24 protein-coding genes are annotated in these 25,524 nt (G+C 47.9%); 14 read left to right on the top strand and 10 right to left on the bottom strand.

Translation table 11 applies throughout. The features are described from left to right. Positions 1–96: 96 nt before the first annotated feature. Both rlmD and L3V45_RS04000 read right to left on the bottom strand, forming a co-directional pair. Positions 97–1,497: a 23S rRNA (uracil(1939)-C(5))-methyltransferase RlmD gene (gene rlmD / locus L3V45_RS04005; RefSeq protein WP_003155545.1), complete on the bottom strand. Its 1,401-nt coding sequence runs from the start codon at positions 1,495–1,497 to the stop codon at positions 97–99. 145 nt (positions 1,498–1,642) lie between these two features. Next, entirely contained in the window at positions 1,643–2,506 is an 864-nt protein-coding gene (locus tag L3V45_RS04000; protein WP_024085017.1) for a DNA-3-methyladenine glycosylase family protein, read from the bottom strand. Between the two features lie 106 nt (positions 2,507–2,612). Here L3V45_RS04000 and corA point away from each other — a divergent pair, with 106 nt between their 5' ends. The 3 genes from corA (at position 2,613) to L3V45_RS03985 (ending at position 5,194) form a co-directional block, all read left to right on the top strand. Then, entirely contained in the window at positions 2,613–3,572 is a 960-nt protein-coding gene (gene corA, locus L3V45_RS03995; protein ID WP_003155549.1) for a magnesium/cobalt transporter CorA, read from the top strand. A gap of 63 nt (positions 3,573–3,635) precedes the next feature. Further along, on the top strand, positions 3,636–4,283 hold the full coding sequence (locus L3V45_RS03990; protein WP_041481845.1) for a hypothetical protein: 648 nt from the start codon (positions 3,636–3,638) through the stop codon (positions 4,281–4,283). A 50-nt stretch (positions 4,284–4,333) separates the two neighbouring features. Further along, positions 4,334–5,194 (top strand): NAD(P)-dependent oxidoreductase, encoded by an 861-nt coding sequence (locus tag L3V45_RS03985; protein ID WP_014304626.1) that lies wholly within the window; start codon positions 4,334–4,336, stop codon positions 5,192–5,194. A 34-nt stretch (positions 5,195–5,228) separates the two neighbouring features. Here L3V45_RS03985 and pdaA read toward each other — a convergent pair whose 3' ends face one another. Both pdaA and L3V45_RS03975 read right to left on the bottom strand, forming a co-directional pair. After that, on the bottom strand, positions 5,229–6,020 hold the full coding sequence (pdaA, locus tag L3V45_RS03980) for a delta-lactam-biosynthetic de-N-acetylase (protein WP_003155556.1): 792 nt from the start codon (positions 6,018–6,020) through the stop codon (positions 5,229–5,231). 100 nt (positions 6,021–6,120) lie between these two features. After that, positions 6,121–6,306, bottom strand: a complete 186-nt coding sequence (locus L3V45_RS03975; RefSeq protein ID WP_003155558.1) for an SE1561 family protein — start codon at positions 6,304–6,306, stop codon at positions 6,121–6,123. A gap of 145 nt (positions 6,307–6,451) precedes the next feature. On the opposite strand from L3V45_RS03975, the gene yfkAB reads away from it, so the two are divergent. Then, entirely contained in the window at positions 6,452–7,573 is a 1,122-nt protein-coding gene (gene yfkAB / locus L3V45_RS03970; RefSeq protein WP_032857435.1) for a radical SAM/CxCxxxxC motif protein YfkAB, read from the top strand. 6 nt (positions 7,574–7,579) lie between these two features. Next, positions 7,580–8,413, top strand: coding sequence for a mechanosensitive ion channel family protein (locus L3V45_RS03965; protein ID WP_043866918.1), 834 nt, complete (start codon positions 7,580–7,582; stop codon positions 8,411–8,413). A gap of 28 nt (positions 8,414–8,441) precedes the next feature. Here L3V45_RS03965 and L3V45_RS03960 read toward each other — a convergent pair whose 3' ends face one another. Further along, a complete protein-coding gene (locus L3V45_RS03960; protein WP_088005349.1) occupies positions 8,442–9,236 on the bottom strand; it encodes a YfkD famly protein in 795 nt (264 codons plus the stop codon). 70 nt (positions 9,237–9,306) lie between these two features. Next, positions 9,307–10,362, bottom strand: a complete 1,056-nt coding sequence (gene cax / locus L3V45_RS03955; RefSeq protein WP_236837263.1) for a calcium/proton exchanger — start codon at positions 10,360–10,362, stop codon at positions 9,307–9,309. Between the two features lie 158 nt (positions 10,363–10,520). On the opposite strand from cax, the gene L3V45_RS03950 reads away from it, so the two are divergent. After that, positions 10,521–11,699, top strand: a complete 1,179-nt coding sequence (locus L3V45_RS03950) for an MFS transporter (protein ID WP_014304624.1) — start codon at positions 10,521–10,523, stop codon at positions 11,697–11,699. 185 nt (positions 11,700–11,884) lie between these two features. On the opposite strand, the gene L3V45_RS03945 is transcribed toward L3V45_RS03950, so the two are convergent. From L3V45_RS03945 to L3V45_RS03935, 3 genes are read right to left on the bottom strand one after another with little or no spacing between them, the layout of a single operon-like run. Next, a complete protein-coding gene (locus L3V45_RS03945; protein WP_003155567.1) occupies positions 11,885–12,724 on the bottom strand; it encodes a YihY family inner membrane protein in 840 nt (279 codons plus the stop codon). A gap of 11 nt (positions 12,725–12,735) precedes the next feature. Further along, positions 12,736–13,062, bottom strand: a complete 327-nt coding sequence (locus L3V45_RS03940; protein ID WP_014304623.1) for a hypothetical protein — start codon at positions 13,060–13,062, stop codon at positions 12,736–12,738. A 13-nt stretch (positions 13,063–13,075) separates the two neighbouring features. Beyond that, complete coding sequence (locus tag L3V45_RS03935; protein ID WP_014304622.1) at positions 13,076–13,549, bottom strand: low molecular weight protein-tyrosine-phosphatase; 474 nt, start codon at positions 13,547–13,549, stop codon at positions 13,076–13,078. A 155-nt stretch (positions 13,550–13,704) separates the two neighbouring features. On the opposite strand from L3V45_RS03935, the gene L3V45_RS03930 reads away from it, so the two are divergent. The 5 genes from L3V45_RS03930 to L3V45_RS03910 all read left to right on the top strand — a co-directional run bounded on the left by L3V45_RS03930 (position 13,705) and on the right by L3V45_RS03910 (position 18,354). Then, positions 13,705–13,920: a DUF1128 domain-containing protein gene (locus tag L3V45_RS03930; protein WP_003155571.1), complete on the top strand. Its 216-nt coding sequence runs from the start codon at positions 13,705–13,707 to the stop codon at positions 13,918–13,920. 334 nt (positions 13,921–14,254) lie between these two features. Further along, entirely contained in the window at positions 14,255–15,448 is a 1,194-nt protein-coding gene (locus L3V45_RS03925; protein WP_014304620.1) for an MFS transporter, read from the top strand. Positions 15,449–15,474: 26 nt separating this feature from the next. After that, a complete protein-coding gene (gene aroD / locus L3V45_RS03920) occupies positions 15,475–16,236 on the top strand; it encodes a type I 3-dehydroquinate dehydratase (protein ID WP_024085013.1) in 762 nt (253 codons plus the stop codon). Between the two features lie 64 nt (positions 16,237–16,300). After that, positions 16,301–17,185, top strand: coding sequence for a shikimate dehydrogenase (locus tag L3V45_RS03915; protein ID WP_210602144.1), 885 nt, complete (start codon positions 16,301–16,303; stop codon positions 17,183–17,185). A 137-nt stretch (positions 17,186–17,322) separates the two neighbouring features. Next, positions 17,323–18,354, top strand: coding sequence for a LacI family DNA-binding transcriptional regulator (locus tag L3V45_RS03910; RefSeq protein WP_025854009.1), 1,032 nt, complete (start codon positions 17,323–17,325; stop codon positions 18,352–18,354). 20 nt (positions 18,355–18,374) lie between these two features. On the opposite strand, the gene L3V45_RS03905 is transcribed toward L3V45_RS03910, so the two are convergent. After that, positions 18,375–18,890: a type 1 glutamine amidotransferase domain-containing protein gene (locus L3V45_RS03905; RefSeq protein WP_003155578.1), complete on the bottom strand. Its 516-nt coding sequence runs from the start codon at positions 18,888–18,890 to the stop codon at positions 18,375–18,377. 220 nt (positions 18,891–19,110) lie between these two features. Between L3V45_RS03905 and L3V45_RS03900 the strand changes: the two genes are divergently transcribed. From L3V45_RS03900 to L3V45_RS03890, 3 genes are all read left to right on the top strand, one after another. After that, entirely contained in the window at positions 19,111–23,406 is a 4,296-nt protein-coding gene (locus L3V45_RS03900; RefSeq protein WP_236837262.1) for a multifunctional 2',3'-cyclic-nucleotide 2'-phosphodiesterase/3'-nucleotidase/5'-nucleotidase, read from the top strand. A gap of 209 nt (positions 23,407–23,615) precedes the next feature. Further along, positions 23,616–24,755 (top strand): YibE/F family protein, encoded by a 1,140-nt coding sequence (locus tag L3V45_RS03895; RefSeq protein WP_003155584.1) that lies wholly within the window; start codon positions 23,616–23,618, stop codon positions 24,753–24,755. Next, entirely contained in the window at positions 24,752–25,513 is a 762-nt protein-coding gene (locus L3V45_RS03890; protein ID WP_003155586.1) for a YibE/F family protein, read from the top strand. Before L3V45_RS03895 ends, L3V45_RS03890 begins: the two co-directional genes overlap by 4 nt. Positions 25,514–25,524: the final 11 nt, after the last annotated feature.

Below are 25,524 nucleotides of genomic sequence, written 5' to 3'. Positions count from 1 at the left end.
TTAGAAAAGACAGCCAGGGCAAAGGCTGCGCATAAAAAAACCCGGAAATCGGAAATGTTTATACCGAAATCCAGGTCTGATTACGAATTGTTTATTTTAGTTAGACGATTTCAACACAAGCTTCGCCACAGCTTCCACATGGGCCGTTTGCGGAAACATATCAACAGGCTGAATATATTCGACGCGATAGTCTTTCGACAGCGCCTGCAAGTCTTTCGCCAGTGTGGAAGGATTGCAGGATACGTAGACGAAGCGTTTCGGTTTTACTTTTTTGATGGTATCTAAAAATGTTCTGTCACAGCCCGTTCGCGGCGGGTCGACGATGACCACGTCGGGACGGAAGCCTTCTTTCGTCCATTTCGGGAGCCAGTGTTCGGCTGTTCCCGTGACATATGCCGCGTTTTTGATGCCGTGTTTTTTGGCGTTTTTCTTCGCATCATCAATTGATTCTTTAATGACGTCCATGCCGCGGATCTCTTTTGCGCCGCTTGAAACCCACATGCCGATCGTACCGACGCCGCAATACGCGTCTACGACTTTTTCTTTTCCTGTCAGCTGAGCCGCTTGTTTCACTTCGTCATACAGCTTGACCGTCTGCTCAGGGTTGAGCTGGAAGAAGGCGCGGGCGCTCAGTTCAAATGACACGTCACCGAGCACTTCTTGAATGGCATGGCTTCCTGCCAGCGCTTTTGTTTTGTCACCGAAAATGACGGATGTGCGCGCGCCATTGACGTTTTGAATAATCGATTTCACTTCCGGCAGCCGGTTCTGAATGGCTTTGACGATCTCGTCTTTATTCGGCAGTGTCTCTTTCGCGGTGACAAGCACGACCTGCACTTCGCCTGTTTCAAAACCGACTCTCGTCACGATGGTGCGGACATCGCCTTTTTTGGTCCGTTCGTTATAAACGGATACGTTGTGTTTTTCCAAAATACGGCGGACGATACCCGTTGTTTTGTTTGTCGCCGGATGCTGGACAATGCATTCCTTAATCGGGACGATTTTATGGGAATCAAGTCCGTATAAGCCGGCAATGATGCTGCCGCTTTGCGAGCGTCCGACTTGGAACTGGCTTTTGTTCCGGTAATTCCAAGGGTTGTCCATTCCGATCGTATCTTTAATGTTCATTTCTTCGACATTGAATCTCGTATGACGTTCCAGAGACTGAATGACGATGTCGCGTTTTTCGCGAAGCTGCTGGGTGTATGCCAGATGCTGAAGCTGACAGCCGCCGCACTGGTCGTAGACCGGGCATGGCGGCGTGACGCGGTGTTCAGACGGCTTGCGGATGTTTTTGACGCGTGCTTCTGAAAATTTCGGCTGCACATTTGTCGCTTCGGCAACGACTTCTTCCCCGGGCAGAGCGCCGGGAACGAAGACAACTTTTTTCTTAAAATAGCCGACGCCCTCTCCGTTAATGCCGAGACGTTTGATGGTCAGCGGAAATGTCTGCCCGATTTTCAATTCGGCAGGCGCCTTTTTTTGATGTTGATTCACGTTTTTTTCTCTCCGTTTCTATATAAAGCCTTTCTCCTGGGAAAGCGGCTGATTTGAAATATCACATCTTTTCAGTATAACATGCAGCCGGCGGTTCCTTCATGTTTTTCACTGGAAGTTTCCAAAAAATGATCAAAGCGGTTTTTCATTCAATACTTCTCCACAAATACAAGGACGCATAGCTTAAATACGGCGCCCATTCGCTGCTTACCTGAAGCATCACGTCTTTTGACGGTTTATCCTCAAGGGCGAAGCGGCGTTTGATGGCATTTTGCAGGCCGATATCCGCCAAAGGAAACAGATTCGGGCGGCCGAGGCCGAACATGAGGACGTTTTGGACGGTCCACGGGCCGATGCCTCTGATGGTGATCAGCTTTTTCATAATGTCTTCATCCGATAAATGGGTAAGTTCCGCCAGATTGAGCGCTCCGTCTGCAATCATGCGTGAAATGTCAATCGCATATTCCGCTTTTCTCATGCTGAACTGGAGCTCCCGCAAGTCCTGATACTCAAGCGCCGCGATCGTTTTCGGCTCGGGATAGCACCAGACGCCGTCTTTTTGTTCACCGAAGGCATGGACGAACCGTTCCGTTAAGGTAAATGCGAAAGACAGGTTGAGCTGCTGGTGGATGATGCATTTCATGAGACAGTTGTAGACGTCATATTCCAAGACGAGCGGGGTACCCGCATGCTCCTCAAAAAGCGCCGACAGATTTGTTTTTGAGAAATGATCAAGCACAGGCTGAAGCGGCTGTTCCCACTGAAAAATGTGTTTGATCCGTTCAATCATCTCCTCGCGGTCCGTTTCTCCGCTGACGAGGAAGACCGGGTCTGCGGCGGTGCCTTCCGCTTGAACCGTGATGACGGACAGTTTGCCGTCCCGTGTTCTGAGCGGCACTTTGATTGATCTTGCATGAAGATCGACCGCATTCAGCGGATCGAGCGACAGCCTTTCAAGGACTTTATCAAAATGATACGGCGGCGTGACCGAAACGGTTTCCTTCCACATATGCTCCACCCCTTTTTGTCCAAGTATATCATGAAGCGGGCGGGCGGCAATTCGTATACTTTTCTTCATAACGCCGCATGATATAATGGCAGGCGGAGGGTTGTTTATGATACATATAACCGCAATCACAACACATAATGAGATATTAGATAATATCCCCCTATCACGTACAGAACAACCGGACATCGCATGGTACTGGATCGATTTTTTCGGCGCTGAGATGCATGAAACCGAGCTGCTGCGGGATTATTTTCACTTTCATCCGCTTGCGATCGAGGATTGCTTTCAGCATATGCAGCGGCCGAAAATCGACCATTATGACGGCTACCGTTTTTATGTGCTCCACGCCTTGAACCCGGACACACTGGAAATGGAAGAGGTGGACATTTTTCAGTCCGACCGTTTCATCGTCAGCTTCCATTTGCACGAATCCCCCGGCGTCTCAAGGGTGAGAGAACGGTTTTTCGCTTCTCCGGGATTAGCCAAAAAAGGGCCGGGGCACATCACTTATATGATTATGGATCAGCTTGTCGATGAATATTTCCCCGTGCTGTACAAAATTGAAGACCGGCTGAATGAAATTGAAGACAGCAGAACACATAAATCTTACGGCACTTTAATGAATGAAGTATTTGAATTGCGGACTGATCTTTTGAATCTGAGACGGACGATCATTCCGATGCGCGATTTAATGTACCGGATTTTGAGCCTTGACCATGTAAAAGAAAGCCGTGAAACGAAGGCGTATTTCAGCGATATTTATGACCATCTGTTAAAACTGGCCGAGCTGATCGAGTCAAACCGTGATATGACGTCAGATTTGCGGGACAGCTATGTGACGCTGAATTCAAACCGGATGAACGCCATTATGATGACATTAACCATCGTCTCGACCATTTTTATCCCGCTGACGTTCATCGCGGGGGTTTACGGCATGAATTTCGATAACATGCCTGAGCTTCATTGGAAATACGGGTATTTTATCGTTTTGGGCGTCATGGCCGTTCTTGTCGCCGCCATGCTGTTTTGGTTCGCCCGCAAAGGCTGGTTTAATATTTTCAAGTAAGAACGGCTGCCGGCTGTTCTTTTTTTTGAGAAAACATGATAGTCTGGAAAAAAACGTAAAGAGGTGTGCGCCGTTACCATCCTTTCTCATAAAATCATTTCTTCTGTCCTCCTGCTATTCAGTGTTATGTCCATTGCCCCGCTGTATAACGGCTGTACGGTGTCTGATTACATCTTTGAGTCGCTCGGCTTTTCTTCCTGGTCTGAAGACGGAGCCCATATCTCCGTCATTCCCGGGGTCGTCCTTTACTTTGCGGCGTTAATCTGGTGTGCCGCCGCGTTCAGGCGGACGCTTCCCGCGGCGGGGCTGTTTCTGATCTTTCTCAGTATGGGGGCCGCTTCCGGTATCAGTCCTGCCACCGAATATGCCGCTTTTTCCTTAAAACAGTTCGCGCCCGAAAAAGAGTCTGTCGAATATTTGAAGCACCGCAGCGAATGCAGTCATCTGATTGAGCGAAAAAGAGCGGGCATGAGCTGCACGCTTTATATCAATCATTACGGAAAAGGGGAACAAACCATTTCTGTCACGCCGGATTTATCAGAAAACATAAAGGACGTCACATTCAAATCAAAAACATTCACTGTAAAACCCCGTTCAAAAACAATCATCAAAACCCGATTTACCGGATTTTATAAGGGGACAGCCGCATCAGACTCCGGATGGTCTTCAGAACCGGAACTGAAAGTGGCAATCCTGTACACAGCAGATTAACCATTTTGCATGTATAATGGTGGAAAACTTTTCATTGGAGGGACTGTCAAATGAAGATTGCCATTGTCGGACTCGGCAATATGGGCCGCCCCATCGCCGAAAATATCATGAAAGCCGGATACAGCCTGACTGTATATAACCGGACGAAAGAAAAAGCGGCTGACCTGCTGGATAAAGGGGCCGAATATGCCGAAACGCCCCGCCAGGCAGCTGAACATGCGGACATTGTGCTTTCAATGCTGTCAGACGATGAAGCTGTAACAGGCGTGACGTTCGGAGCTTGCGGCATTATTGCCGGGTTATCTGAAAACGGCATTCATATTTCAATGAGCACGATCAGTACGGCGCTGTCAGAACAGCTTTCCGCCGCACATTCGGGCAGAGGGCAGTCCTTTATTGCCGCTCCCGTCCTCGGCCGCCCCGATGCCGCTGAGAAGGCCGAGCTTCGCATCATCACAGCCGGACCGGCAGAAGCGAAGAAAAAGGCCGAACCGCTGTTTAACATCCTGAGTCAGCAAGTATTTGATACGGGTGAAGAAACAAAAACGGCCAATGCCGCGAAAATCAGCGTCAATTTCTTGCTCGTTTCTATGCTGGAGGCGTTATCTGAATCATTCTTAATGATGGATAAGTTCGGTTTAGAACAAAAACAATTTCTAGAAATCGCCAACGCGCTCTTTGGCTCTCCCGTCTATCAAAATTACGGCACGATCATGGCTGAGGAGAAATTTGAGCCGGCCGGCTTCAAAATGTCTTTAGGGCTCAAGGATACCAATCTGGCGCTCGCCGCCGCTGAACAGGTTTCCGCAAAACTCCCTCTTGCCGAACTGGCGAAGAGCCATTTTGAAAGCGGGATCGCACAAGGCTTCGGAGATTTGGATTGGGCGGCATTGATTAAATGTATCAAATAACAAAACACCTCTCCATTACCAGGAGAGGTGTTTTCTACAGGCGCGGCAGCTTCATTTCTTTCTCAAACATCAGGTCATCAATGCTTTTAAACGTGTAGCCTTCTTTTTTCAAATCGGTAATGGCATCGTCCAGAGCTTCTGAATTGTCCTTTGAAACGGTGTGAAGAAGGTAGATCGCGCCGGGATGCGCCTGCTTTATCATGTGATCATAGGCGTATTGTTTTCCTTTTTGCTCGTTAACCTTCCAGTCGACAAATGCGACGGACCAGAAAACCGTTTGGTAGCCGAGACGCTTCGTTTCTTTGAGGACATATTCGCTGAATACGCCGCGCGGCGGACGGAGATACAGGTTGTCCCGCTTTCCGGTAATGTTGTACACAGCTTCCGTGACGGAATCGAGTTCGTCTTGAATCTGATCGCCCGTTTTTGTCGTCAGATCAGGATGATGAAAAGAATGATTGCCGATGATATGGCCTTCCTTTGACATCCGTTTAATCAAATCAGGCTGCTCTTTCACAAAATGACCCGTGACAAAAAAAGTGCCCGTGACGTGATGTTTTTTTAACACATCAAGCACTTTCGGGGTGTACCCATTTTCATATCCGTTATCAAACGTTAAATAGATGGTCTTTTCTTTCGTATTGCCCAAATAAAAGGCATCATATTTTTTGACCAGATTGTCCAGCTGTCTGCCGGCATCGGGCGGCTGATGATTGACGCTGCGTTTAAATCCCCAGTTTATCCGTTCATTCGGCACCGCTTCTGCGCTGTTGATGCCTCCTGCAAGTAAAACGGCCATGCAGCAAATTGAACAAAACCATTTCATGACCAGCACTCCTTCTGCATTTTTCCTTATTTTGCAGTAGGCCCTGCCCTTTTATACAGCCGCATTATGGAAAAAGAAAAACCCCGGCATCCGCCGGGGGTTATTCCCAATCTTTTTTAAAGCGTTCGTATTTTGCTTCCAGATCATCAAGCATGCCGATGAGCCGGTCTATATCTTCAACGTCCGTTGATTCAGGGTCTAATGAATCAATGACATTCATAAACATATCGAGTCTGTTCTTCAGGTAATCGAGCTGCTGATCTTTGCTGTTTACTGCATTCCCCATACTTCCACTCCATTCATTTTTTATAATGGTAGCGTATTTTTTGGCGTTTTTCAATGGTTCCGCTACTTGCGATCTTGGCAGATCAGGTCTAAAATTAACAGTTGGCAGACGTTAGTATGCCCATTTATAAAGGAGTTAGATAGTCATGACACAAAACACAGCACTGCGTCCGATTACACCGGAGTACGACCCTTGGGAAGCGTACATGGATGTCGACCAGTATGGAGATATGAAACTGACGAACGTTGAATTCACAACGACGACTTTGTGCAATATGAGATGCGAGCACTGCGCCGTCGGGTACACGCTCCAGCCGAAAGACCCGGATGCGTTGCCGATCGACCTTTTATTAAAGCGGCTTGATGAAATTCCTCTGTTGCGCTCTATCAGCATTACGGGCGGCGAACCGATGCTTTCGCTGAAATCGGTAAAGGAATACGTCGTCCCGCTTTTGAAATATGCGCATGAACGCGGCGTGCGCACACAGATCAATTCAAACCTGACGCTTGATATCGGGCGCTACGAACGGATTATTCCTTATTTGGACGTTCTTCACATTTCCCACAACTGGGGAACGGTCGAGGACTTTGCCGACATCGGATTTGCGATGATGGAGAAGAAACCGACATTTGAACAGCGGGCGCGCTATTTTGACAAAATGATTGAAAACAGCCGCACGCTGGTCGAAGCAGGCGTAATGGTTTCAGCGGAAACGATGCTGAACAAACGGACGCTGCCGCATATTGAACATATTCACCGGCAGATTACGGAAGAAATGAAATGCCAGCGGCACGAAGTCCATCCGATGTATCCGAGTGATTTCGCCAGCGCGCTTGAATCACTCAGCCTGAAGGACATGAGACAGGCCATTCATCATCTGCTCGACATTCGCGATGAAGAGACATGGATGCTGTTCGGCACGCTCCCGTTTTACGCATGCAGCCCTGATGAAGAAGACCAGAAGCTCCTCCGCCGCCTGCGGGAAGCGAAAAACGTTACGGTGCGAAACGACCCTGACGGCCGCTCCCGCCTGAACGTCAACATTTTTGACGGAAATATCATTGTCACGGATTTCGGCGATACACCGCCGCTCGGCAATATTAAAACAGACAGCCTTCCCGAGGCATATGACAAGTGGAGACAGACGAAGCTGAGCAAGGAGCTGAACTGCCGCTGCACAAACGTCCGGTGCCTCGGACCGAACGTCCTTGTCAAAAACAGTTATTATCAGGACACGGATTTTTCATTACGAAAAGCCAGAGGTTAACAGAAGATGGAAACGACAATTACGGATATTTTGAAAAGCAAAGTGGTTGAGATCATCATCGTCGCTCTCGTGCTTTACGCCGGTGTTTTTCTGATCAACCGCTTTGTCCAGGTGTTATTTAAACGCATAGATTTCTTGGAGGAACGGAAAGGGAAAACGATTGAAAGCCTCGTCCGATCCATCACCCAGTATACAGCGACGATCGGTTTTATCTTTTACGTCATTTCGTTATTCGTTCATGATTTCGGCCGAATTTTAGCCGGGGCGGGTGTTGCCGGTATCGTCATCGGTTTCGGCGCCCAGTCGTTAATCAAGGACATATTGGCCGGTGTCTTTTTGATATACGAACGCCAGCTTCATAAAGGCGATTACGTGACAATTAACAATCTGTTCAACGGCACAGTCGAAGAAATCGGGCTCCGTTCCCTCCAGATCCGTGAGTGGACCGGCAAGCTGCTTACCATTTCAAACGGTGAGGTCAGACAGCTTCAAAACTATAATATTGATTTTATGCGGATTACCGAGTCCGTCGTGATCAGTTATAAAGAAGATCCCGAGCGGGTATATGCCGTCTTAGAAAAAGCCTGCGACATGCTCAATGATGAGCTTCGCGATTCACTGAAGCGGGATGAATTTCTCAATGCGGCGGAGCCGTTTCAAGTGCATGGAATCATGAGCCTGAACAAATTGACGAGAGGCATAGAATTTACCGTCAAAGGCATGGTTCAAGATAAAGAATACTTCTCGGCAAGCCTTGCGGTGAGACGCGTTCTTGCCCGGGAGCTGTACAACAACAATGTGCAATTGCTTGAGGAAATGTATCACACACAAAAAAGCTGATTCCCGAACCGGAATCAGCTTTTTTTATTTATCTCGGCTGCGCTGTCATTTGAAAACCGAATGTGACGTGATCCTGCACCGGAATCCAAGCCCCGATTCCTTGCGAAGTCACATTTTTGACGACAAGTTTCCGCTTGCTGCCTTTCAGCACCAAATACACTTCACCGTATGTTACTTTTCCTTTTTCATTAACGGCCGGAGCGTAGGCGTGCAGGTAGCCGAGCCGCTGCGGAGAAATTTTGTAGGTTTGATCGCGTTTTGTGCCTGCGCCGATAACCGTTTCAAACGCGAGCGGCAGTTTTGTTTTCTTCATCGCTTTTTGCATCATCATGCTTTTTACGTCTTCTGCGTTCGGCACCTTCGCTGTGAGCCCGCCTTTAATTTTGTACTGCTGTTCTTGGGCGTATGAGATAACCGCGGTTTGCTGTCCGCCCCGGTTATCCGCTCTGTTCGTATTGATTTTTTTATATTCCCAGTTGGCGACCGTTTCGTTCGATTGATAGCCGAGCGCCCATTTCCCGAGAAATATTGTCGCCCGGTAGCCGATGGCAAGCGGTGAACCGGAAACCGAGGATTCATTCAGCATTTTTATCAGATGCGGATTTTCGATGTTGATCTCGGATGTATCTAACAATTCCTTTGCCAGTTTGCTCGGCTGAAGCATCGGCTGGTCCTGTGAAGCATTCGGATACGTATTTTCCTTTGAAATGCTTACAACAGAGTTGGGAACCTTAAACGGTTTCTTTGCACCGGCAGACGGCATTGCGAAAAAACTAAAGGATAACAGCAGAATCAGTGTGGCATGAAACAGCTTTCTCATCATATCACTCTTTCTATAGCATTTTCCTTTAGTCTTTTCCCCCGCAATCGTTGTTATCCGCATTTTTTACAGGTTAAAGCAGGAAAAAACCGATCGCCATGATGACATAAGCGGCAAGGAGCGTAGCCCCTTCAAACCAGTTCGAATCGCCGTCATTTGAAATCATCGTCATCAAAAGGACGGATGATATCATCGCCACAAGCTCGGGCAATGTGAATACAAGCGGCATATTGACCGAAAAAAAGATAGAACAGATCACAAGAACCGGGGCTACAAACATGGCGATCTGCAAAGTCGAACCTACCGCGATTTCAACGGCGACATCCATCTTGTCTTTGTACGCCATAATAATCGCCGACGCATGCTCTGCGGCATTTCCGACAATTGCGACGATAATCACCCCGATAAACAGCTCGCTCCAGCCGAACTGTTCAGCCACCGCATGAAACGTATGGACAAGGTTTTCAGATATGTAGGCGACAATAATAGTTGAAATAAATAAGACGGCTGTCGCTCTTTTCCCCGACCACTCTGGCTGCTCCTCTTCTTCCTTTGCCTCCGGCTGATTCGGCTGATAAACACCGCGGTGGGTGACGAGCTTGAAATAAAGAGCTGCCACGTACAAAAGGATCATGATGATGCTGATGCCGACACTCAAATCAAGCTTGTTTTTTTCCCCCATATCCATGGAAAACACTTCGGGAATGACAAAAGCTACGATAATGGCAAAAATCAGCAGGCCTGAATTATGCCGGGCATCATGAATATTGAATTCCTGCCGCTTGTATTTCAAACCGCCGATAAAAAATGACAATCCCGCGACGAGCAAAAGATTGCCGAGCACCGAACCGGTCAGTGAAGCAAGCACGATGCCCGTCAGCCCTTCTTTTAAGGCGAAAATCGATATAATCAGCTCTACCGCATTGCCGAACGTGGCATTCAGCAGACCGCCGATCCGCGGTCCCGCGATAATGGCAAGAGATTCAGTCGCTCTCCCCATATAACTTGCAAGCGCAATAATCGTCAAGCAATAAATAATAAACAAAACCGCTGACGGCCAGTGCATCAGGCCGCCGATGACTGAAAGCGGCACTCCCGCCGCAGCCGTAAAGAAAAAAATCCGATTCATATCTGCCTGGCTCCTTTTTTCGAATAAGTCTTTTTATATCCTTCTCAAAAACTCCCTCAATTACACTTCCTCGGCAGCCCGAATTGGCATTTTCAGGTTGCCGGACGCGGCAAATCCGTGTACGATCAAGAAAGATACTGAAGAAGGAGAAATACGCGATGTCACGACTGTACTTCTTTATTTTGGTTCTGCTTGTTTCCATCTCCGGATTTTCCCAAGGCATGCTTCTGCCGGTGATCTCCGTCATTTTTGAAACGAACGGAGAATCCGCAGCCATAAACGGACTTCACGCAACCGGCCTTTATATCGGCGTGCTTCTGGCGTCGCCGTTTATGGAGGCCCCGCTGCGCAAGCTCGGATTCAAACCTCTGATGGTCATGGGCGGATTTCTTGTTATCATCAGCTTATTCAGTTTTATTTGGCTTCAATCCATATGGTTATGGTTTTTTCTTCGGCTGCTTATCGGAATCGGGGATCATATGCTGCATTTTTCAACCCAAACGTGGGTGACTTCCAAGTCAACGCCCCGAAACAGAGGAAGAAACATTTCGCTGTACGGACTGTCCTTCGGGCTTGGATTCGCTGTCGGCCCGTTCATGGTCCCTCTTGTGAAAACAAGTCCGTCCCTTCCGTTTATCGTATCCGGCTGTATCAGTCTTTGTGCCTGGCTGTTTGTGTTTGCCTTACGTAACGAGTACCCGGCGCAAGGTCCGGATGAAACATCCGGGGACAACAGCGCAAAACGGTTTTACCGCGCCCTTCTTTTCGGCTGGGTCGCTTTTCTCCCGGCTTTCGGGTACGGTTTTTTAGAAACGGCGCTGAACGGAAGCTTTCCCGTGTACGCCCTTCGTTTAGGCATATCCGTGGATGCCGTCGCGCTGATATTGCCCGCTTTTGCCATCGGAAGTATTGTATTCCAGTTCCCTCTCGGTTTATTAAGCGATCGATTCGGGAGAAAACGTGTCCTGCTCGTCATCTTATTAACGGGTGCCCTTTGCTTTTTGACGGCCGGACTGTTTCCGTCGCCTTCTGTCATCGGCTGCTGCTTTTTCACGGCGGGGATGGCGGTCGGCAGTATGTTTTCCCTCGGCATCAGCTATATGAGCGACCTGCTGCCGTCCCATCTGCTGCCGGCGGGCAACCTGCTCTGCGGCATTTCCTTCAGTCTCGGAAGCATGATCGGCCCGGTGGCGGGCGGCTGGTATATGCAGCGGTTTGAAAGCGCCAACTTGTTTTACTTTATTACGGTGATTCTGGTCTGTATTTGGCTTGCGCTCGTCTTCGGGAAAACAAAGCACAGCCCCGCTTCCGAATCCCATTCTTTTCCGGCCACATAAAAAAGCCGCCTGATCTGAGCCAGGCGGCTTCTTTCTAGTGGTATCCGTTCTGCCCGTTGGCGCTTCCGCTTGTTTTATTCTTCGGGCCGTTTTTTGAGTTTTGTTTATTATGGCTTCCGCCTTTTTTCGTATGCTTGGTCATAGCCGATTCCCTCCGTTTTTCAGCTTGAACGTCATCCGTTCCTCTATAGCTTGCTCCCGCGGTACGGATTTTCATCAGGAAGCTTTTTACGTTTATGTAAAAGCGCGTTGATTTCTCCTCCTAAAATCAGAAGGGTTCCCGTAAGGTAAAACCAGATCATCAGGACGATAATTCCCCCGATGCTCCCGTATGTGGCGCTGTAGTTGGCAAAGGTGCCGACGTAAAATGAGAACAGCATACTGACGATAATCCAGCCGGCTGCCGCGAATACAGCTCCCGGCAGGACAAAACGGAGGGAAAGCTTTTTATTCGGCGCGAATATGTAAAGCGCGGTAAACACGATTAAAAGGATAAGCGGACTGATACCCCAGCGGACAACCGACCACACCTGCAAAAACAGGTCCGAGGCGCCGATGAAATCCGCGGCCAGCATTCCGATTTCTCTGCCGAACACCGGCAGAAGCAGTGCGATTAAAATCGTAACCACCATCGCAATGGTTAAAAAAATTGAGGTCAGGCGAATGATGATAAATGAGCGGTTTTCCTCGACTTCGTAGGCATGGTTAAATGCTCTGACAATCGCGTTCATACCATTCGAAGCCGACCAGATGACGGCGATAATCCCGAATGACAAAAGCCCGCCGCTGCGCTTGTTCAGCGTTTGCTCCGTTATGGATTTCACCATGGACATGGCGCTGTCGGGCGCGTATTGATCGACCGCCCCGAGCACGTCTTCTGCCGATATGGGAAGATAGGCGGTGAGCGTCAGCATGAAAATCATCAACGGAAACAATGACAGCAGGAAAAAATACGCCAGCTCCGCCGATTTACTTTGTCCTTCATGCAGAGAAAACCTTGCAAACAGCTCCTTTATAAAACTCATGACATCCCACCTCAATGATCGTTTTTCGAAAAATGCTCCTTCGTTTCTTTTAACAGGTCAATGACCTGCGGCGTCGTCTGCTTCAGCTTGGTGATCTGCCCGTTTAAAAAACTCAGATCTTCCGATACGGTATTGGCAATGTTTTTCACTTGATCCAGTTTTGCGGAAGCCTGCTGCTTCAGGGCTTCAGGATGTTTTCGGTAAAATGCCGCACGCCGCCTGCACGCGTCCATGTTCCGGAAACATGCCTCTCTCGTCGGCTTATGTAATAAGGACAGTGCTCCGCCGGCGGCAGCGCCGATCAGAATCGCTTTTGCCATGATGCGTGTCTGCTTCATCGGTCAATCCCCCTTATAAATGATGGTCTTTCTTTATTGTCTCCAGCAAATGACGGCACCCGGACTCGACCAAAGCGTACACCTCGCTGAAATTTCCGGTATAATACGGATCGGGCACGTCGGCAAGGTCTGACTCCGGTACATAATCAAGCAGCCTTGCAATACGCGGCGCCGCTTTTTTATAACCGGCCATGCTGCGCAGATGTCCGATATTTTCTGCATCCATCGCAATGACGTAATCAAAATCGGTCAGATCAGACTCACGGACCTGCCTCGCCGTGATGCCGCTTGCGCTGATCCCTTTCTCCTTCAGGATCTCCTTTGTCCCTTCATGCGGCGGATTTCCCGCATGCCAGGCGCCGATTCCCGCTGAATCAATGTTAATCTGCCCGTTCAGCCCGTTTTTCTTCACCATATCAGAAAATACCGCCTCTGCCATAGGCGACCGGCAAATATTTCCCAGACAGACAAACAGCACATGTATCATATCGATAACCTCCCTATTCTTTCCCCGCATTTTGAGGATCAAAAACCTTATCAACATCTTAGCAATTTTTCTGCGGCTGTGGAAATAAGCTTTTATTCTAAATGAATTCTGTTAGAATAAAGGGTACGAAAACGGTCATGAAAGGATGCATGAATTTGCCGAGCCAACAAACAGAAACGTTAAATAAAATGATTGAAGACATTTCGCAAAAGCTCAACATGCTCAATGTCGGCGTCATCAGAGCGGAAGATTTCAGTGATGAAAAAATAGAAGATCTTACATACCTTCATCAAATGGTCATGAAAAAAGCATCATTCAGTCCGAGTGAAATGCAGGCCATTGCCGAGGAGCTCGCCTCTCTCAGGAAATAAACCCATGTCAGACCTGCCGAAAAACGGCGGGTCTTTTTTGATTTAAAAAAGTAAAAAATAAAAGTTCATCGGTTTGACACATATAAAAAGAAGGAGTATAGTAACTGTGAACTTGGTAGAACGATATACTAAATGAGCGGGCCGCTTATCTTTTTTTGTTTAGTAGAACGATATACTCATTGTGATATCAGCGTTATTCAAGTTTGTCTATGCAACCGTTGTATCAAACAGTTTTCAAAGAAAGGCAGTGGTTCAATAAAGGGGAATGGTGCTGTGCTTTTATCAATTAAAAAAATAATTTAATTCTTTATTAACCGCATTAGGGGATGTCATCATGAAAAACATATACACCAAAATGGCAGCGGGTCTTTATATTAACTATTTCCTGCTGGGCATGATCAATATTATTATCGCATCCAATATGGAGGCATTATCAAAACAGCTTCATACTTCCGCAGCCGGTGTCAGCTATTTGGTCTCCGCCATCGGGATCGGGAAGCTGATTTCGCTTCTGTTTGCCGGGAAGCTTTCGGATACATTCGGGAGACGGCCGTTTATCGTGTCGGGCGCCTTTCTGTATCTGATTTTCCTAATCGGGATTCCGCTTTCGACAAACTATACGGCCGCGTTTATCTTCGCCATTTTCGCCGGGATCGCCAATTCCTTTTTGGATTCCGGGACATATCCGGCGCTTATTGAAGGATTTCCGAAAAACGCAAGCTCTGCAACCGTGTTAATCAAAGCATTTGTATCAATCGGCGCGACGGTGCTTCCGTTTTTTATCGCGTTTATTGCGGACAGGCATTTGTTTTACGGCTGGACGTTTTTCGTACCGGGCATTATTTTCTTCCTGAACGGCTTTTTCCTGTTGAAAGTTCCGTTTCCGAATCATAAGCAAAAAGAAGACGGCGGCCGGACGGAAGCCTCTCCGTCTGATGACGCGTTCACATCACAGCCGTCGATATGGCGCGAAGGCCTTGCGATCATTCTGTTAGGCTTTTCATCAACGGCGCTGTTTATGCTCGTTCAAGTATGGCTTCCTAAGTTCGGGCAATCCGTTTTGGGCATGCCTGAGGTGCAGGCCGTCAAATTGTTGAGCTATTACAGCATCGGGGCGCTTGTGTCCGTGTTATTGCTGGCTGTGCTGTTAAACAGAGTGATTCAGCCGATTACGGTAATGGTGCTGTACCCTGTGATCGCGGCAATCGCGCTGCTTGCTCTGATTTTCATTCAGCAGCCGGCCGTATCGGTCATCAGCTCCTTTGTCATCGGACTTTCAACTGCGGGCATTCTGCAATTGGCGATGACGGTTATGGCTGTTTTATTCCCTAAAAATAAAGGTACAATCACATCTTTTGTTAATATAGCATCAAGCTTATCTTTTATTGTCATTCCGCTTGTAACGGGAGCGATATCCAAAGCCGCCGGCCTGACGCCTGTTTTTCTGCTTGATATCGGAATTGCGGCCGTCAGCGCCCTCCTCGCATTGTTTATCGGAATCCGCTTTAAGCAAGTGATGAAAGCCTGACTATTTTTTAAGGGAGAGGATTTATCATGCAATCTATCACAATCAGAAACACGGTCATCGGTGAAGGGCTTCCGAAGATCATTGTGCCGCTGATGGCGGCCGGAGAGAAAGAACTGCTCGAAGAAATTGAAGCCGTCAACAGGCTTCGCCCGGATATCATTGAGTGGCGGGCGGATGTATACGAGCATGTTGACAGCCTGGACGCCGTAAAAGGCATGCTTGAAAAGCTGCGGAAAGCCGCAGGAGCAACACCGCTGCTTTTCACATTCAGAACCCATAAAGAAGGCGGAAATAAAGTTATTGATGACCGCTTTTACATTGAATTGCTTAAAACCGCCATCGAAACAAAACATATTGACCTTGCAGACGTTGAGCTGTTTACGGGAGAAGCGGAAGTCAAATCAATTGTGAAAACCGCTGAAGACAACGGCGTATATGTCGTCATGTCCAATCATGATTTTCATCAGACACCGAAAAAAGAAGAAATCATTTCCCGGCTCCGGAACATGCAGGCGTACGGCGCGCACATTCCGAAAATCGCGGTGATGCCGCAAAGCACTGAAGATGTTTTCGTCTTATTGGATGCCACTCACACGATGAAAACACAATACGCAGACCGGCCGATCATCACGATGTCAATGGCGGGAACAGGCCTGATCAGCCGGCTGGCCGGCGAAGTCTTCGGCTCAGCGTGCACGTTCGGAGCGGGCAAAGAAGCATCAGCGCCCGGGCAGATTCCCGTTGAGGAATTGCGCAGCGTACTCAGCATTTTAAATAAACATATGTAATCAGCGTTTTTTGCCCTCAAAGCGGGAGGAAAAACAAATGAATGGACTAACGGAGGAATACATCATGAAGAAAGAATTAGGACGGATTAACGGAAAAACTCAGCTTATCGGATTATTCGCGACACCGATCGGACACTCATTATCTCCGGCGATGCACAACCTGGCGTTTAAAAAATTAGGATTGAACTACGCTTACCTCGCGTTTGAAGTCGGCAATGAACAGCTGGAAGATGTGGTAACGGGAATGCGCGCCTTAAACGTCAGAGGCTTCAATGTCTCGATGCCGAACAAGATGAACATTCTCCCTTATCTCGATGAACTCGCGGATTCAGCGAAATTCACCGGCGCGGTAAATACAGTCGTTAATGAAAACGGCAGACTGATCGGCCACTCCACTGACGGTATGGGATACGTCCGCAACTTAAAAGAACACGGCATCGATATCACAGGCAAAAAAATGACGCTGGTCGGTTCCGGCGGGGCCGCCACTCCGATAGCGATTCAATCCGCATTGGAAGGCCTCGGAGAAATCTCTATTTTCGCCCGCAATGACGCGTTTTTCGAAAAAGCGGAAGAAAATGTCCGCATCATCAATGAAGAAATGAAGGGATCTTCTTGTAAAGCGAAAGTCTTCCCGCTCGAAGATCAAGATGCGCTGCGTGCTGAAATCGCTTCAAGCGATATTTTCACAAACGGAACAGGTGTCGGTATGAAACCGCTTGAAGGCTTGAGTGTTATTGAAGATACATCCATGTTCCGTCCGGATTTGATTGTGACAGACGTCGTTTACAACCCCGTTACGTCGAAATTGCTTGAACAAGCTCAAGCAGCCGGCTGCAACACCATTAACGGTCTCGGCATGATGCTTTGGCAGGGCGCCATGGCGTTTGAATATTGGACAGGCCGTGAAATGCCGGTTCAGTATATTAAAGAGCAAATGTTTGAATAACCTATTGTGACAGAAGCGCCGAAGGACAATCCGTCTTCCGGCGCTTTATCTTTTTCTCCCTCCTCTCTCTTTCTTCTCATGCGCCAAAACGCTTATAATGGATGTAACGAATAAAAACCAAGTGAGGAATGCGACGTATGAAACAGCAAAAAAAACGCCGGGTGACATTGCAGCAGGTCGCCGAACATGCCGGCGTCTCAACATCCACCGCTTCATTAATTGTCCGCAATAATCCCCGAATTTCCGAAGCGACCCGTGAGAAAGTGCTGCAATCCATGCGGGAGCTGGGGTACGTATATGATCGGGTCGCCGCGAATTTACGATCACAGACGTCCACAACGGTAGGATTGATTATCACTGACATTTCCAATACGTTTTTCTCAGAATTTCTGATCGGCGTTCAGAATACGCTTGAGGAAGTCGGATTAACGGTGCTGTTAGGCACGACATTTGATTCCGTCGCCAAGCAGGAGCAGCTGATCTCGACCATGCTGGAGCACAGGGTCGGCGGATTGATTTTGTGTCCGGTTTCAGGTACGGCTGAGGAAACCCTTTCCCGCCTTGAGCAGCTTGACATTCCGGTCGTGCTCGCCGTCAGGGAGATTGCCGATGCCAACTGTGATTTTGTCGGAGCCGATTATGAGGAAGGCACCTATAAGGCAGTGCGTCATTTCATTGAGAAAGGCCATCAGGAGATTGCGTTTCTGGGCGGCGTGAAGCACTCATCAACATGGACGAAGCGTATGAAAGGGTTTAAAAAAGCGCTCCGTGAAGCGGATCTGGAAGTGAAAAATGAATATGTCATTGACAGCGCGCCGACCCGCGAAGCAGGCTGTGACGCCGTGACGGAGCTCCTCCGCCGGTCTGAGCGCCCGACCGCGATTTTCTGCTTCAGTGATTTGGTCGCGTTCGGCGTCATGCAAGGGATCAGAAAAGCCGGGCTCGTTCCGGGCGAAGATATTGACATTGTCGGCTTTGATAACGTGCCGGAAGCTGAAATTTCTTATCCTCCGCTTACAACCGTTTCTTCCTTTCCGCGGCAGTCGGGAAAAGAAGCGGCTCAATTGCTGCATCATAAAATCACCAATTCCCAGCACAAAAAACAACGCATTATTCTGGCGCCTGAGCTGGTCATCCGGGAATCTTCACAAAAAAAGCGGAACGCCTGATACGGCGCTCCGCTTTTATATTACGCAAGCAGTTTTAATGATTCGCGGTTGAATGCCGGAATGTCATCCGGTGTGCGGCTTGTGACCAGCTGGTTCTGGCAGACGACGACTTCTTCATCCACCACATTCGCGCCGGCGTTTTCCATATCGATTCGGATTGAAGTAAATCCTGTCGCTTTGCGCCCGTCCAATGCTTTCGCGTTGATGAGAAGCTGAGGGCCGTGGCAGATAGCGAACACCGGTTTTTTATCATCCATAAACGCTTTGGCAAATTGGACGAAACGGTCATCCGCACGCAGCATGTCAGGTGAGAATCCGCCCGGGATCAGCAATGCGTCAAAGTCTTTCGGATTCACATCATCGATGGACGCGTCCACTTTCACTTCCGCTTCCCCTTGTTTTCCTTTGACTGTTTTTCCTTTTTCCTGTTCAATTACGGTTAATTCATGACCCGCATCTTTAAAAGCTTTCGCAGGTTCAGTATACTCGACATCCTCAAAGTAATCCGTTAATACAACTGCAATTTTTTTACCCATAGTTACTACCTCCTGCTTGATGAAGTCTACATAAATCCATGTACCCCAGCCACACTAACATCAAACATAGGTAACGCGTTTACCGCCCGCCTGTTTTACATAGGTCATTATCCTCATTTTTTATCTTTTCACAAGAATCATCATGAAATCTATATAAACTTTCACAAAATATTCTTACAATGGTACTGCATGACAAAATTTGTTGAAAGGTGGAGAACAGGTGAGAATACAGAAAAGACGATGCAGCGTCAATATGACACTCCGTATTCTGCTGCCCCTAGTTATGATACTTAGTCTGATCCTCCCAACATCACCCATTAAAGCAGAAGAAAACAAATCCTCCAGTGTGAATCTCAGCATTTTAGCCACAACTGACGTTCACGCTAACATGATGGACTACGATTACTACAGCGACAAACCGACAACGGAATTCGGGCTGGCCCGAACGGCTCAGCTTATTGAGAAGCACAGGCGCGAAAACCCGAATACGCTGCTTGTCGATAACGGAGACCTGATTCAGGGGAATCCCCTCGGAGAATACGCCGTAAAATATGAGAAAAATGATATCATTTCAGGCGCAAAGACCCATCCGATCATTGAAGTGATGAACAGTCTGCATTATGACGCAGGAACACTCGGCAATCATGAATTTAATTACGGGCTTGAATTCCTGGACGGGACAATCAAAGGCGCTGATTATCCGATCGTTAACGCCAATGTGAAAACAGTAAGCGGCGAAAACCGTTATACGCCTTATGTCATAAAAGACAAAACCGTCACGGATGAAAACGGCGGCAAGCATCAGCTAAAAGTCGGCTATATCGGCTTTGTTCCTCCCCAGATCATGACGTGGGATAAGAAAAATCTCGAAGGCCGCGTTCAGGTCGAGGACATTGTGGAATCCGCAAAGAAAACCGTTCCGAAAATGAAAGCTGAAGGAGCCGATATCGTCATCGCCCTCGCCCACAGCGGCATCGAAAAAAAAGCGCAGTCTTCCGGAGCGGAAAACGCCGTTTTTGACCTGGCAACGAAAGTCAGCGGAATTGATGCGATCGTATCGGGCCATCAGCACGGGCTTTTCCCTGATGCCGAATACAAAGGCGCTGCTCAATTCGACGTCGATAAAGGCACGATTAACGGCATCCCCGTTGTTATGTCAAGCAGCTGGGGCAAATATGCGGGCGTCATCGACCTCCGGCTTGAAAAAACAGACAGCGCGTGGCATGTGGAAGATGCAAAAGGCAGCATCGAGCCGATTGCCGGCAATGTGAATTCGGAAAACGAAACCGTCGTCAATACCGTCAAAAAAGCGCACGAAGGCACTTTGAAATACATCAGAGAACCCGTCGGCCAGACAAAAGCCGATATCAACAGTTTCTTCGCCCAAGTCAAAGATGATCCGTCCATTCAAATCGTAACGGATGCGCAAAAATGGTACGCCGAAAATAAGATGAAGGATACGGAGTACAAAGATCTGCCTATCCTCTCGGCGGGCGCCCCGTTTAAAGCCGGCGGGCGGAACGGCTCAAACTACTATACAAACATTTCCGTTGGCGACCTCGCCATCAAAAACATCGGCGATTTGTACCTGTATGACAACACGGTTCAGATCGTCAAGCTGAACGGAAGCGAAGTGAAAGACTGGCTCGAAATGTCCGCGGGGCAATTTAATCAGATCGATCAGGCAAAAGGCGGCAGCCAAGCGCTTTTAAATGACGCCTACCGCTCATACAATTTTGATGTCATTGACGGTGTCACCTATCAGGTCGATGTCACAAAACCGGCGAAATACAACGAAAACGGAACAGTCATTCATCCCGATGCAAGCCGGATCGTCAACCTTTCTTATCAAGGAAAGCCCGTCAGCGCCAAGCAGGAATTTCTGATCGTCACAAATAATTACCGCGCTTCAGGCGGCGGAGGATTCCCTCACTTAAGCAATGACAAAATCGTATACTCTTCTGCCGATGAGAACAGGCAGGTCTTAATGGATTACATCATCCAGCAGAAAACGATTAATCCGCAGGCTGATCATAACTGGTCCATCCTTCCGGTCAAAGGGACAAATCTGACATTTGAATCTTCCTTGGCCGCAAAGCCGTTTGCCGACCGCGCAGATGACGTCGCCTATATCGGTGAATCACAAAACGCGGGCTACGGACAGTACAAGCTCCAATTCAAAGATGATGAACCGGGCACAGATCCGCCGAAAGATGACGCATGGAAACTCACCGTTATGCATACAAATGACACGCACGCCCACCTTGATAACGCGGCGAGGCGGATGACGAAAATCAAAGAAATCAGAAGCGAAACCGACCGCAGTATTTTGCTGGATGCGGGAGACGTTTTCTCAGGCGATCTCTATTTCACAAAGTGGCAGGGGCTGGCTGATTTAAAATTGATGAACAGCATGGGCTACGACGCAATGACCTTCGGAAATCATGAGTTTGATAAAGGTCCGGGTGCTCTCGCCAGCTTCTTGAGCGGTAACGGGAGCGCGTCTGATCCGTCCGGGAAATACAATTTTCAAGCGCCTGACTTTCCGCTCGTCAGCTCAAATGTCGATGTGTCCAAAGAGTCAAAACTCAGACCATTCATGAAAAAAGCAGACACATTTACGGCAGGGAAAAAGAAAAAAGCAGGCATCTATCCATATATTCTGCTTGATGTAAACGGAGAAAAAGTCGCCGTGTTCGGCTTGACGACAGAAGATACGTCCGTCACATCAAGCCCGGGAAAAAGCATTGTCTTTCATGATGCCTTCCAATCCGCACAAGATACGGTAAAAGAAATACAGAACAAGGAACATGTCAATAAAATTATCGCCCTGACCCATATCGGGCATCAGCGTGATCTCGATCTCGCCAAAAAAGTAAAAGGCATCGACTTAATCGTCGGCGGACATACGCATACGCTTGTAGATAAAATGGAAATTGTCAAAAACGAAGAGCCGACCATCGTCGCCCAGGCAAAAGAATACGGCGAATATTTAGGCCGTGTCGATGTCGCATTTGACAAAAACGGCGTCGTCCTGCCGGAACAATCCTCTCTTCAAGCGCTGCCGGTGAATGAGCAGACGAAAGAAGACCCGGATCTGAAAAAAGAGCTTGATCCGTTTAAAAAAGAGCTCGTCTCAGTTAAAAATGAAAAAGTCGGTTCAACGAAGGTCGCACTTGACGGCCGGCGCGAGCATGTCCGCTCCAAAGAAACCAATCTCGGAAACTTCATCGCGGACGGCATGCTGCAAAAAGCGAAGGAAGCGGCCGGCGCCCAAATCGCGATCACAAACGGGGGCGGCATCCGCGCGGGCATTGATAAAGGAGACATCACACTCGGCGACGTGCTGAATGTAATGCCGTTCGGCAACACGCTTTACGTCGCGGATTTAACCGGAAAACAGATCAAACAAGCCCTGGAACAAGGATTAAGCGGAATTGAGGCTCAAGGCGGCGCCTTCCCTCAAGTTGCCGGTTTAACATACACGTTTACACTGAATAAAAAGCCGGGACACCGTGTTCTTCAAGCTTCGGCCGTACAGGATGACGGCAGTGTAAAGCCGATTTCTGATAAGAAGACATACAGAGTCGCCACCAGTAACTTTGTCGGTGAAGGCGGAGACGGATATTCCGTCTTTAACGAAGCGTCCCATAAAGAAGACCTTGGCTTTGCCGACTATGAGGTCTTCGTTGAGCAGCTTGAAAAAGCGGGAAAAGCGGTGGAACCGAAAGTTGACGGCCGCGCGCAGGAAGTGTACCTGCCGACAAAACAAAAAAACGGTTCGTGGACGCTTGAAGATGACAGCGCATTTGCCGTCTATGCCAAAAACGCCAACACGCCGATCGTGTATTACGATAAGAATGACGGCGCCAAAAAGCCGATTGATCTCAACGTGACCAAAAAACAAATCGGCCTGTTAAAGGACAGAACATCGGATTCTTCCCTTACGATCCTGCATGACAAGTTCAGCATGAAAATGCCTATGGCAAACGCCGCTTCAGCTGATACACGATTCGGCGTGGCGCCGAAAGGAAAAGTTAGCGGGGCGGCGCTTTCAAATGTATACGACTTTACAATGAAGCAGAAAAACAAAGACATCAAAACATTCAAAGCGCCGGTAAAGCTCACCCTGCGCATTGAGAATATGAAAAAGGCGAAACAGCCCGGTATTTATCATGTAGACCGGAAAAAGAACGTCTATACAAAAACAGACAACGGTTCGGTTTCACACGATCTCGTCACGGGCTATACAAATCATTTCAGTGAATACACCATATTAAACGCAAACACGAAGAGCGCGCCGCCGACAAGCGGAGATCATGGCTCCGGAAAGCAGCCAAGCGGACAAAAACCGTCATCCGGCCCTGCGCAGGACGGAGTATCGCCGGGCGGCCTGCTTCCTGATACAGCCACAACGATGTATTCCATCCTTCTTGCCGGGTTACTCATCAGCGCGCTCGGAACGGCACTGTATCTGTACCAAAGAAGAAAAGCAAAAAAAGTGAACGAAGCATAAAAAGACCGCTTTTATCGGGCGGTTCATCCCAAGAGCTCTCCTGATCTGATATCAGGAGAGCTTTTTCTGCCGGTCCCCCTCTGAGTCGACAGCCGTACGGCCGAGTGATAAAATATGAACGTTATTCGCGAAAGACTGCATCCGCATCGTTTAACACTTCACGGCGGGGCCTCTTTTTTACACGGCGCCGCCTGTTTGGAGGACTTTTTTTGAAGATTACAGGAAACAAACGAATCCGCATGTCTTACAAGAAAAAGCTGTTTTACGTGATAACAGCGCTTTGTTTTATCAGCTCGATCATTTTTGTCACTCACAACGCTTCTTTTTATGAGCGGCCGATTGCCAGAGTGACGAAAACAACATTGGAACACCAGTCTGACGTACAGGACATGCATAAAAACAAAGATAAGATTTTCAATCAGACGATCACTGCCAGACTTGAAAACGGCAGTCAGAAAGGGCAGCTCATTCATTTGTCCAATCAGTATTCTTTATCCGGAGCGAATGATCAGAAATATTCGATTGGCGATGAAGTATTCGTTTCTATTGATAAAGGGAAACCATCAAACAAAGATATATCGGGAAGCATTATAGATAAAAAACGGGATAAACAGCTTTTGCTGATCGCTTGGGTTTTCATCTTCACCTTGCTTATCGTCGGCAAAAAACAAGGCTTCTTTTCGATCGTCAGCCTGATGTTTAACGCCGTTTTACTGTCGTTTGCATTAGATTTGTACAGGAAGCATCCTAATATAGGGTTAATTTTTATCTGCGGTATCTGTATTCTCATCTTTACGGTCATATCATTGCTGCTTGTCAGCGGTTTTCACGCGAAAACATACGCCGCCATAGCCGCGACGCTCGCAGGCACTTTCGTTTCCCTGCTGATTACGTATCTGGTGATGCTGGCAACCGGAGAGAAAGGTCTCAGATATGAGGAAATGCAGTATTTAACCCGCCCTTATCACACGGTGTTTATGGCCGGGGTATTTATCGGATCACTGGGAGCGGTCATGGATGTAGCCATTACCATGACGTCATCTGTCTTCGGATTATATGAAGAAAACAAGGGTATCTCATTACAAGCTCTCAGACGTTCCGGGATGGAGATCGGAAAAGACATCATGGGGGCGATGACCAACATTCTGTTTTTTGCTTATATAAGCGGCTCTATTCCGATGATGCTTTTGTATTTGAAAAATGATTCCCCGATAGGATTCACTCTTTCTATGAACATTTCCTTGGAAATAGCCAGAGCATTGGCCGGGGGGATCGGAATTGTATTAACCATACCCGCCAGTCTGTATGCTTCTGTCTTTTTTATTAAACGAAAGAAGGCAAGCTCATGAATGTCATCGTAATTCTCGCGGCGATTTTATTTCTATTAATGGTCATTATCGGCGGAAAAAAAGGAGCGAGGTCTTTTATTGCGTTATTCTTAAATTTCGGGGTTCTCTTTCTCACCATTATTTTCATGACAGATCCGCATATCAATCCGATTGTTTTAACATTGCTCTCTTCCGCCGTGATTTGCAGCATTACTCTTTTTTATATTAATGGAGGAAACGTCAAAACCGTAACCGCCTTTATTTCTGCGATGCTGACCATTGCATTGCTGCTGTTTTTTATTATGTCCGTAACAAAACATACTTCGATTCAGGGATTCGGTGAAGAAGAATTGGGGGATATCGGCATATTCACACTGTTTGTCGGGGTGGATTTTGTGAAGGTTACCGCAGCTATGATCATCATGGGCACGATTGGGGCGATTACTGATGTCGCGATTTCCATTACTTCACCCATGCGGGAAATTTACAGTCATAATCCGTCCATGAGCAGAAAAGAACTGTACACATTCGGATTAAGCATCGGGAGAGATATTTTAGGAACGAATACGAATACGTTATTCTTTGCTTTTTTCGGCAGCTATTTGGCTTTAATTATCTGGTTTAAAGACTTATCATACTCAGCTGAAAAAATAGTGAACTCAAAAGTATTCAGTGCGGAAGCCGTCACCATTCTTTGCGCCGGAATCGGAATCGGCATCATCATTCCCGTTACGTCCTGGATCACCGCCTGTTTTTTAGCAAAACCAAATAAACATTAAAAGCTGCCGGG

The sequence above is a fragment of the Bacillus sp. R45 genome (genome assembly GCF_021729365.1).
In the GTDB taxonomy this organism is placed as follows: Bacteria; Bacillota; Bacilli; order Bacillales; family Bacillaceae; genus Bacillus; species Bacillus velezensis.
The sequence above is the reverse complement of the archived record's forward strand: the minus strand, read 5'-3'. Positions and strand labels throughout refer to the sequence as shown.

Bases quoted from the DNA above. Each gene is read 5' to 3' on its own strand.
- L3V45_RS03945 (WP_003155567.1), bottom strand. From the start codon at position 12,724: ATGAGTTTTATAAAGGAGCTGTTTGCAAGGTTTTCTCTGCATGAAGGA.
- yfkAB (WP_032857435.1), top strand. From the start codon at position 6,452: ATGACACAAAACACAGCACTGCGTCCGATTACACCGGAGTACGACCCT.
- L3V45_RS03910 (WP_025854009.1), top strand. From the start codon at position 17,323: ATGAAACAGCAAAAAAAACGCCGGGTGACATTGCAGCAGGTCGCCGAA.
- L3V45_RS03985 (WP_014304626.1), top strand. From the start codon at position 4,334: ATGAAGATTGCCATTGTCGGACTCGGCAATATGGGCCGCCCCATCGCC.
- pdaA (WP_003155556.1), bottom strand. From the start codon at position 6,020: ATGAAATGGTTTTGTTCAATTTGCTGCATGGCCGTTTTACTTGCAGGA.
- cax (WP_236837263.1), bottom strand. From the start codon at position 10,362: ATGAATCGGATTTTTTTCTTTACGGCTGCGGCGGGAGTGCCGCTTTCA.
- L3V45_RS04000 (WP_024085017.1), bottom strand. From the start codon at position 2,506: ATGTGGAAGGAAACCGTTTCGGTCACGCCGCCGTATCATTTTGATAAA.
- corA (WP_003155549.1), top strand. From the start codon at position 2,613: ATGATACATATAACCGCAATCACAACACATAATGAGATATTAGATAAT.
- L3V45_RS03905 (WP_003155578.1), bottom strand. From the start codon at position 18,890: ATGGGTAAAAAAATTGCAGTTGTATTAACGGATTACTTTGAGGATGTC.
- L3V45_RS03915 (WP_210602144.1), top strand. From the start codon at position 16,301: ATGAAGAAAGAATTAGGACGGATTAACGGAAAAACTCAGCTTATCGGA.
- L3V45_RS03890 (WP_003155586.1), top strand. From the start codon at position 24,752: ATGAATGTCATCGTAATTCTCGCGGCGATTTTATTTCTATTAATGGTC.
- L3V45_RS03965 (WP_043866918.1), top strand. From the start codon at position 7,580: ATGGAAACGACAATTACGGATATTTTGAAAAGCAAAGTGGTTGAGATC.
- L3V45_RS03950 (WP_014304624.1), top strand. From the start codon at position 10,521: ATGTCACGACTGTACTTCTTTATTTTGGTTCTGCTTGTTTCCATCTCC.
- L3V45_RS03935 (WP_014304622.1), bottom strand. From the start codon at position 13,549: ATGATACATGTGCTGTTTGTCTGTCTGGGAAATATTTGCCGGTCGCCT.
- L3V45_RS03975 (WP_003155558.1), bottom strand. From the start codon at position 6,306: ATGGGGAATGCAGTAAACAGCAAAGATCAGCAGCTCGATTACCTGAAG.
- aroD (WP_024085013.1), top strand. From the start codon at position 15,475: ATGCAATCTATCACAATCAGAAACACGGTCATCGGTGAAGGGCTTCCG.
- L3V45_RS03940 (WP_014304623.1), bottom strand. From the start codon at position 13,062: ATGAAGCAGACACGCATCATGGCAAAAGCGATTCTGATCGGCGCTGCC.
- L3V45_RS03925 (WP_014304620.1), top strand. From the start codon at position 14,255: ATGAAAAACATATACACCAAAATGGCAGCGGGTCTTTATATTAACTAT.
- L3V45_RS03960 (WP_088005349.1), bottom strand. From the start codon at position 9,236: ATGATGAGAAAGCTGTTTCATGCCACACTGATTCTGCTGTTATCCTTT.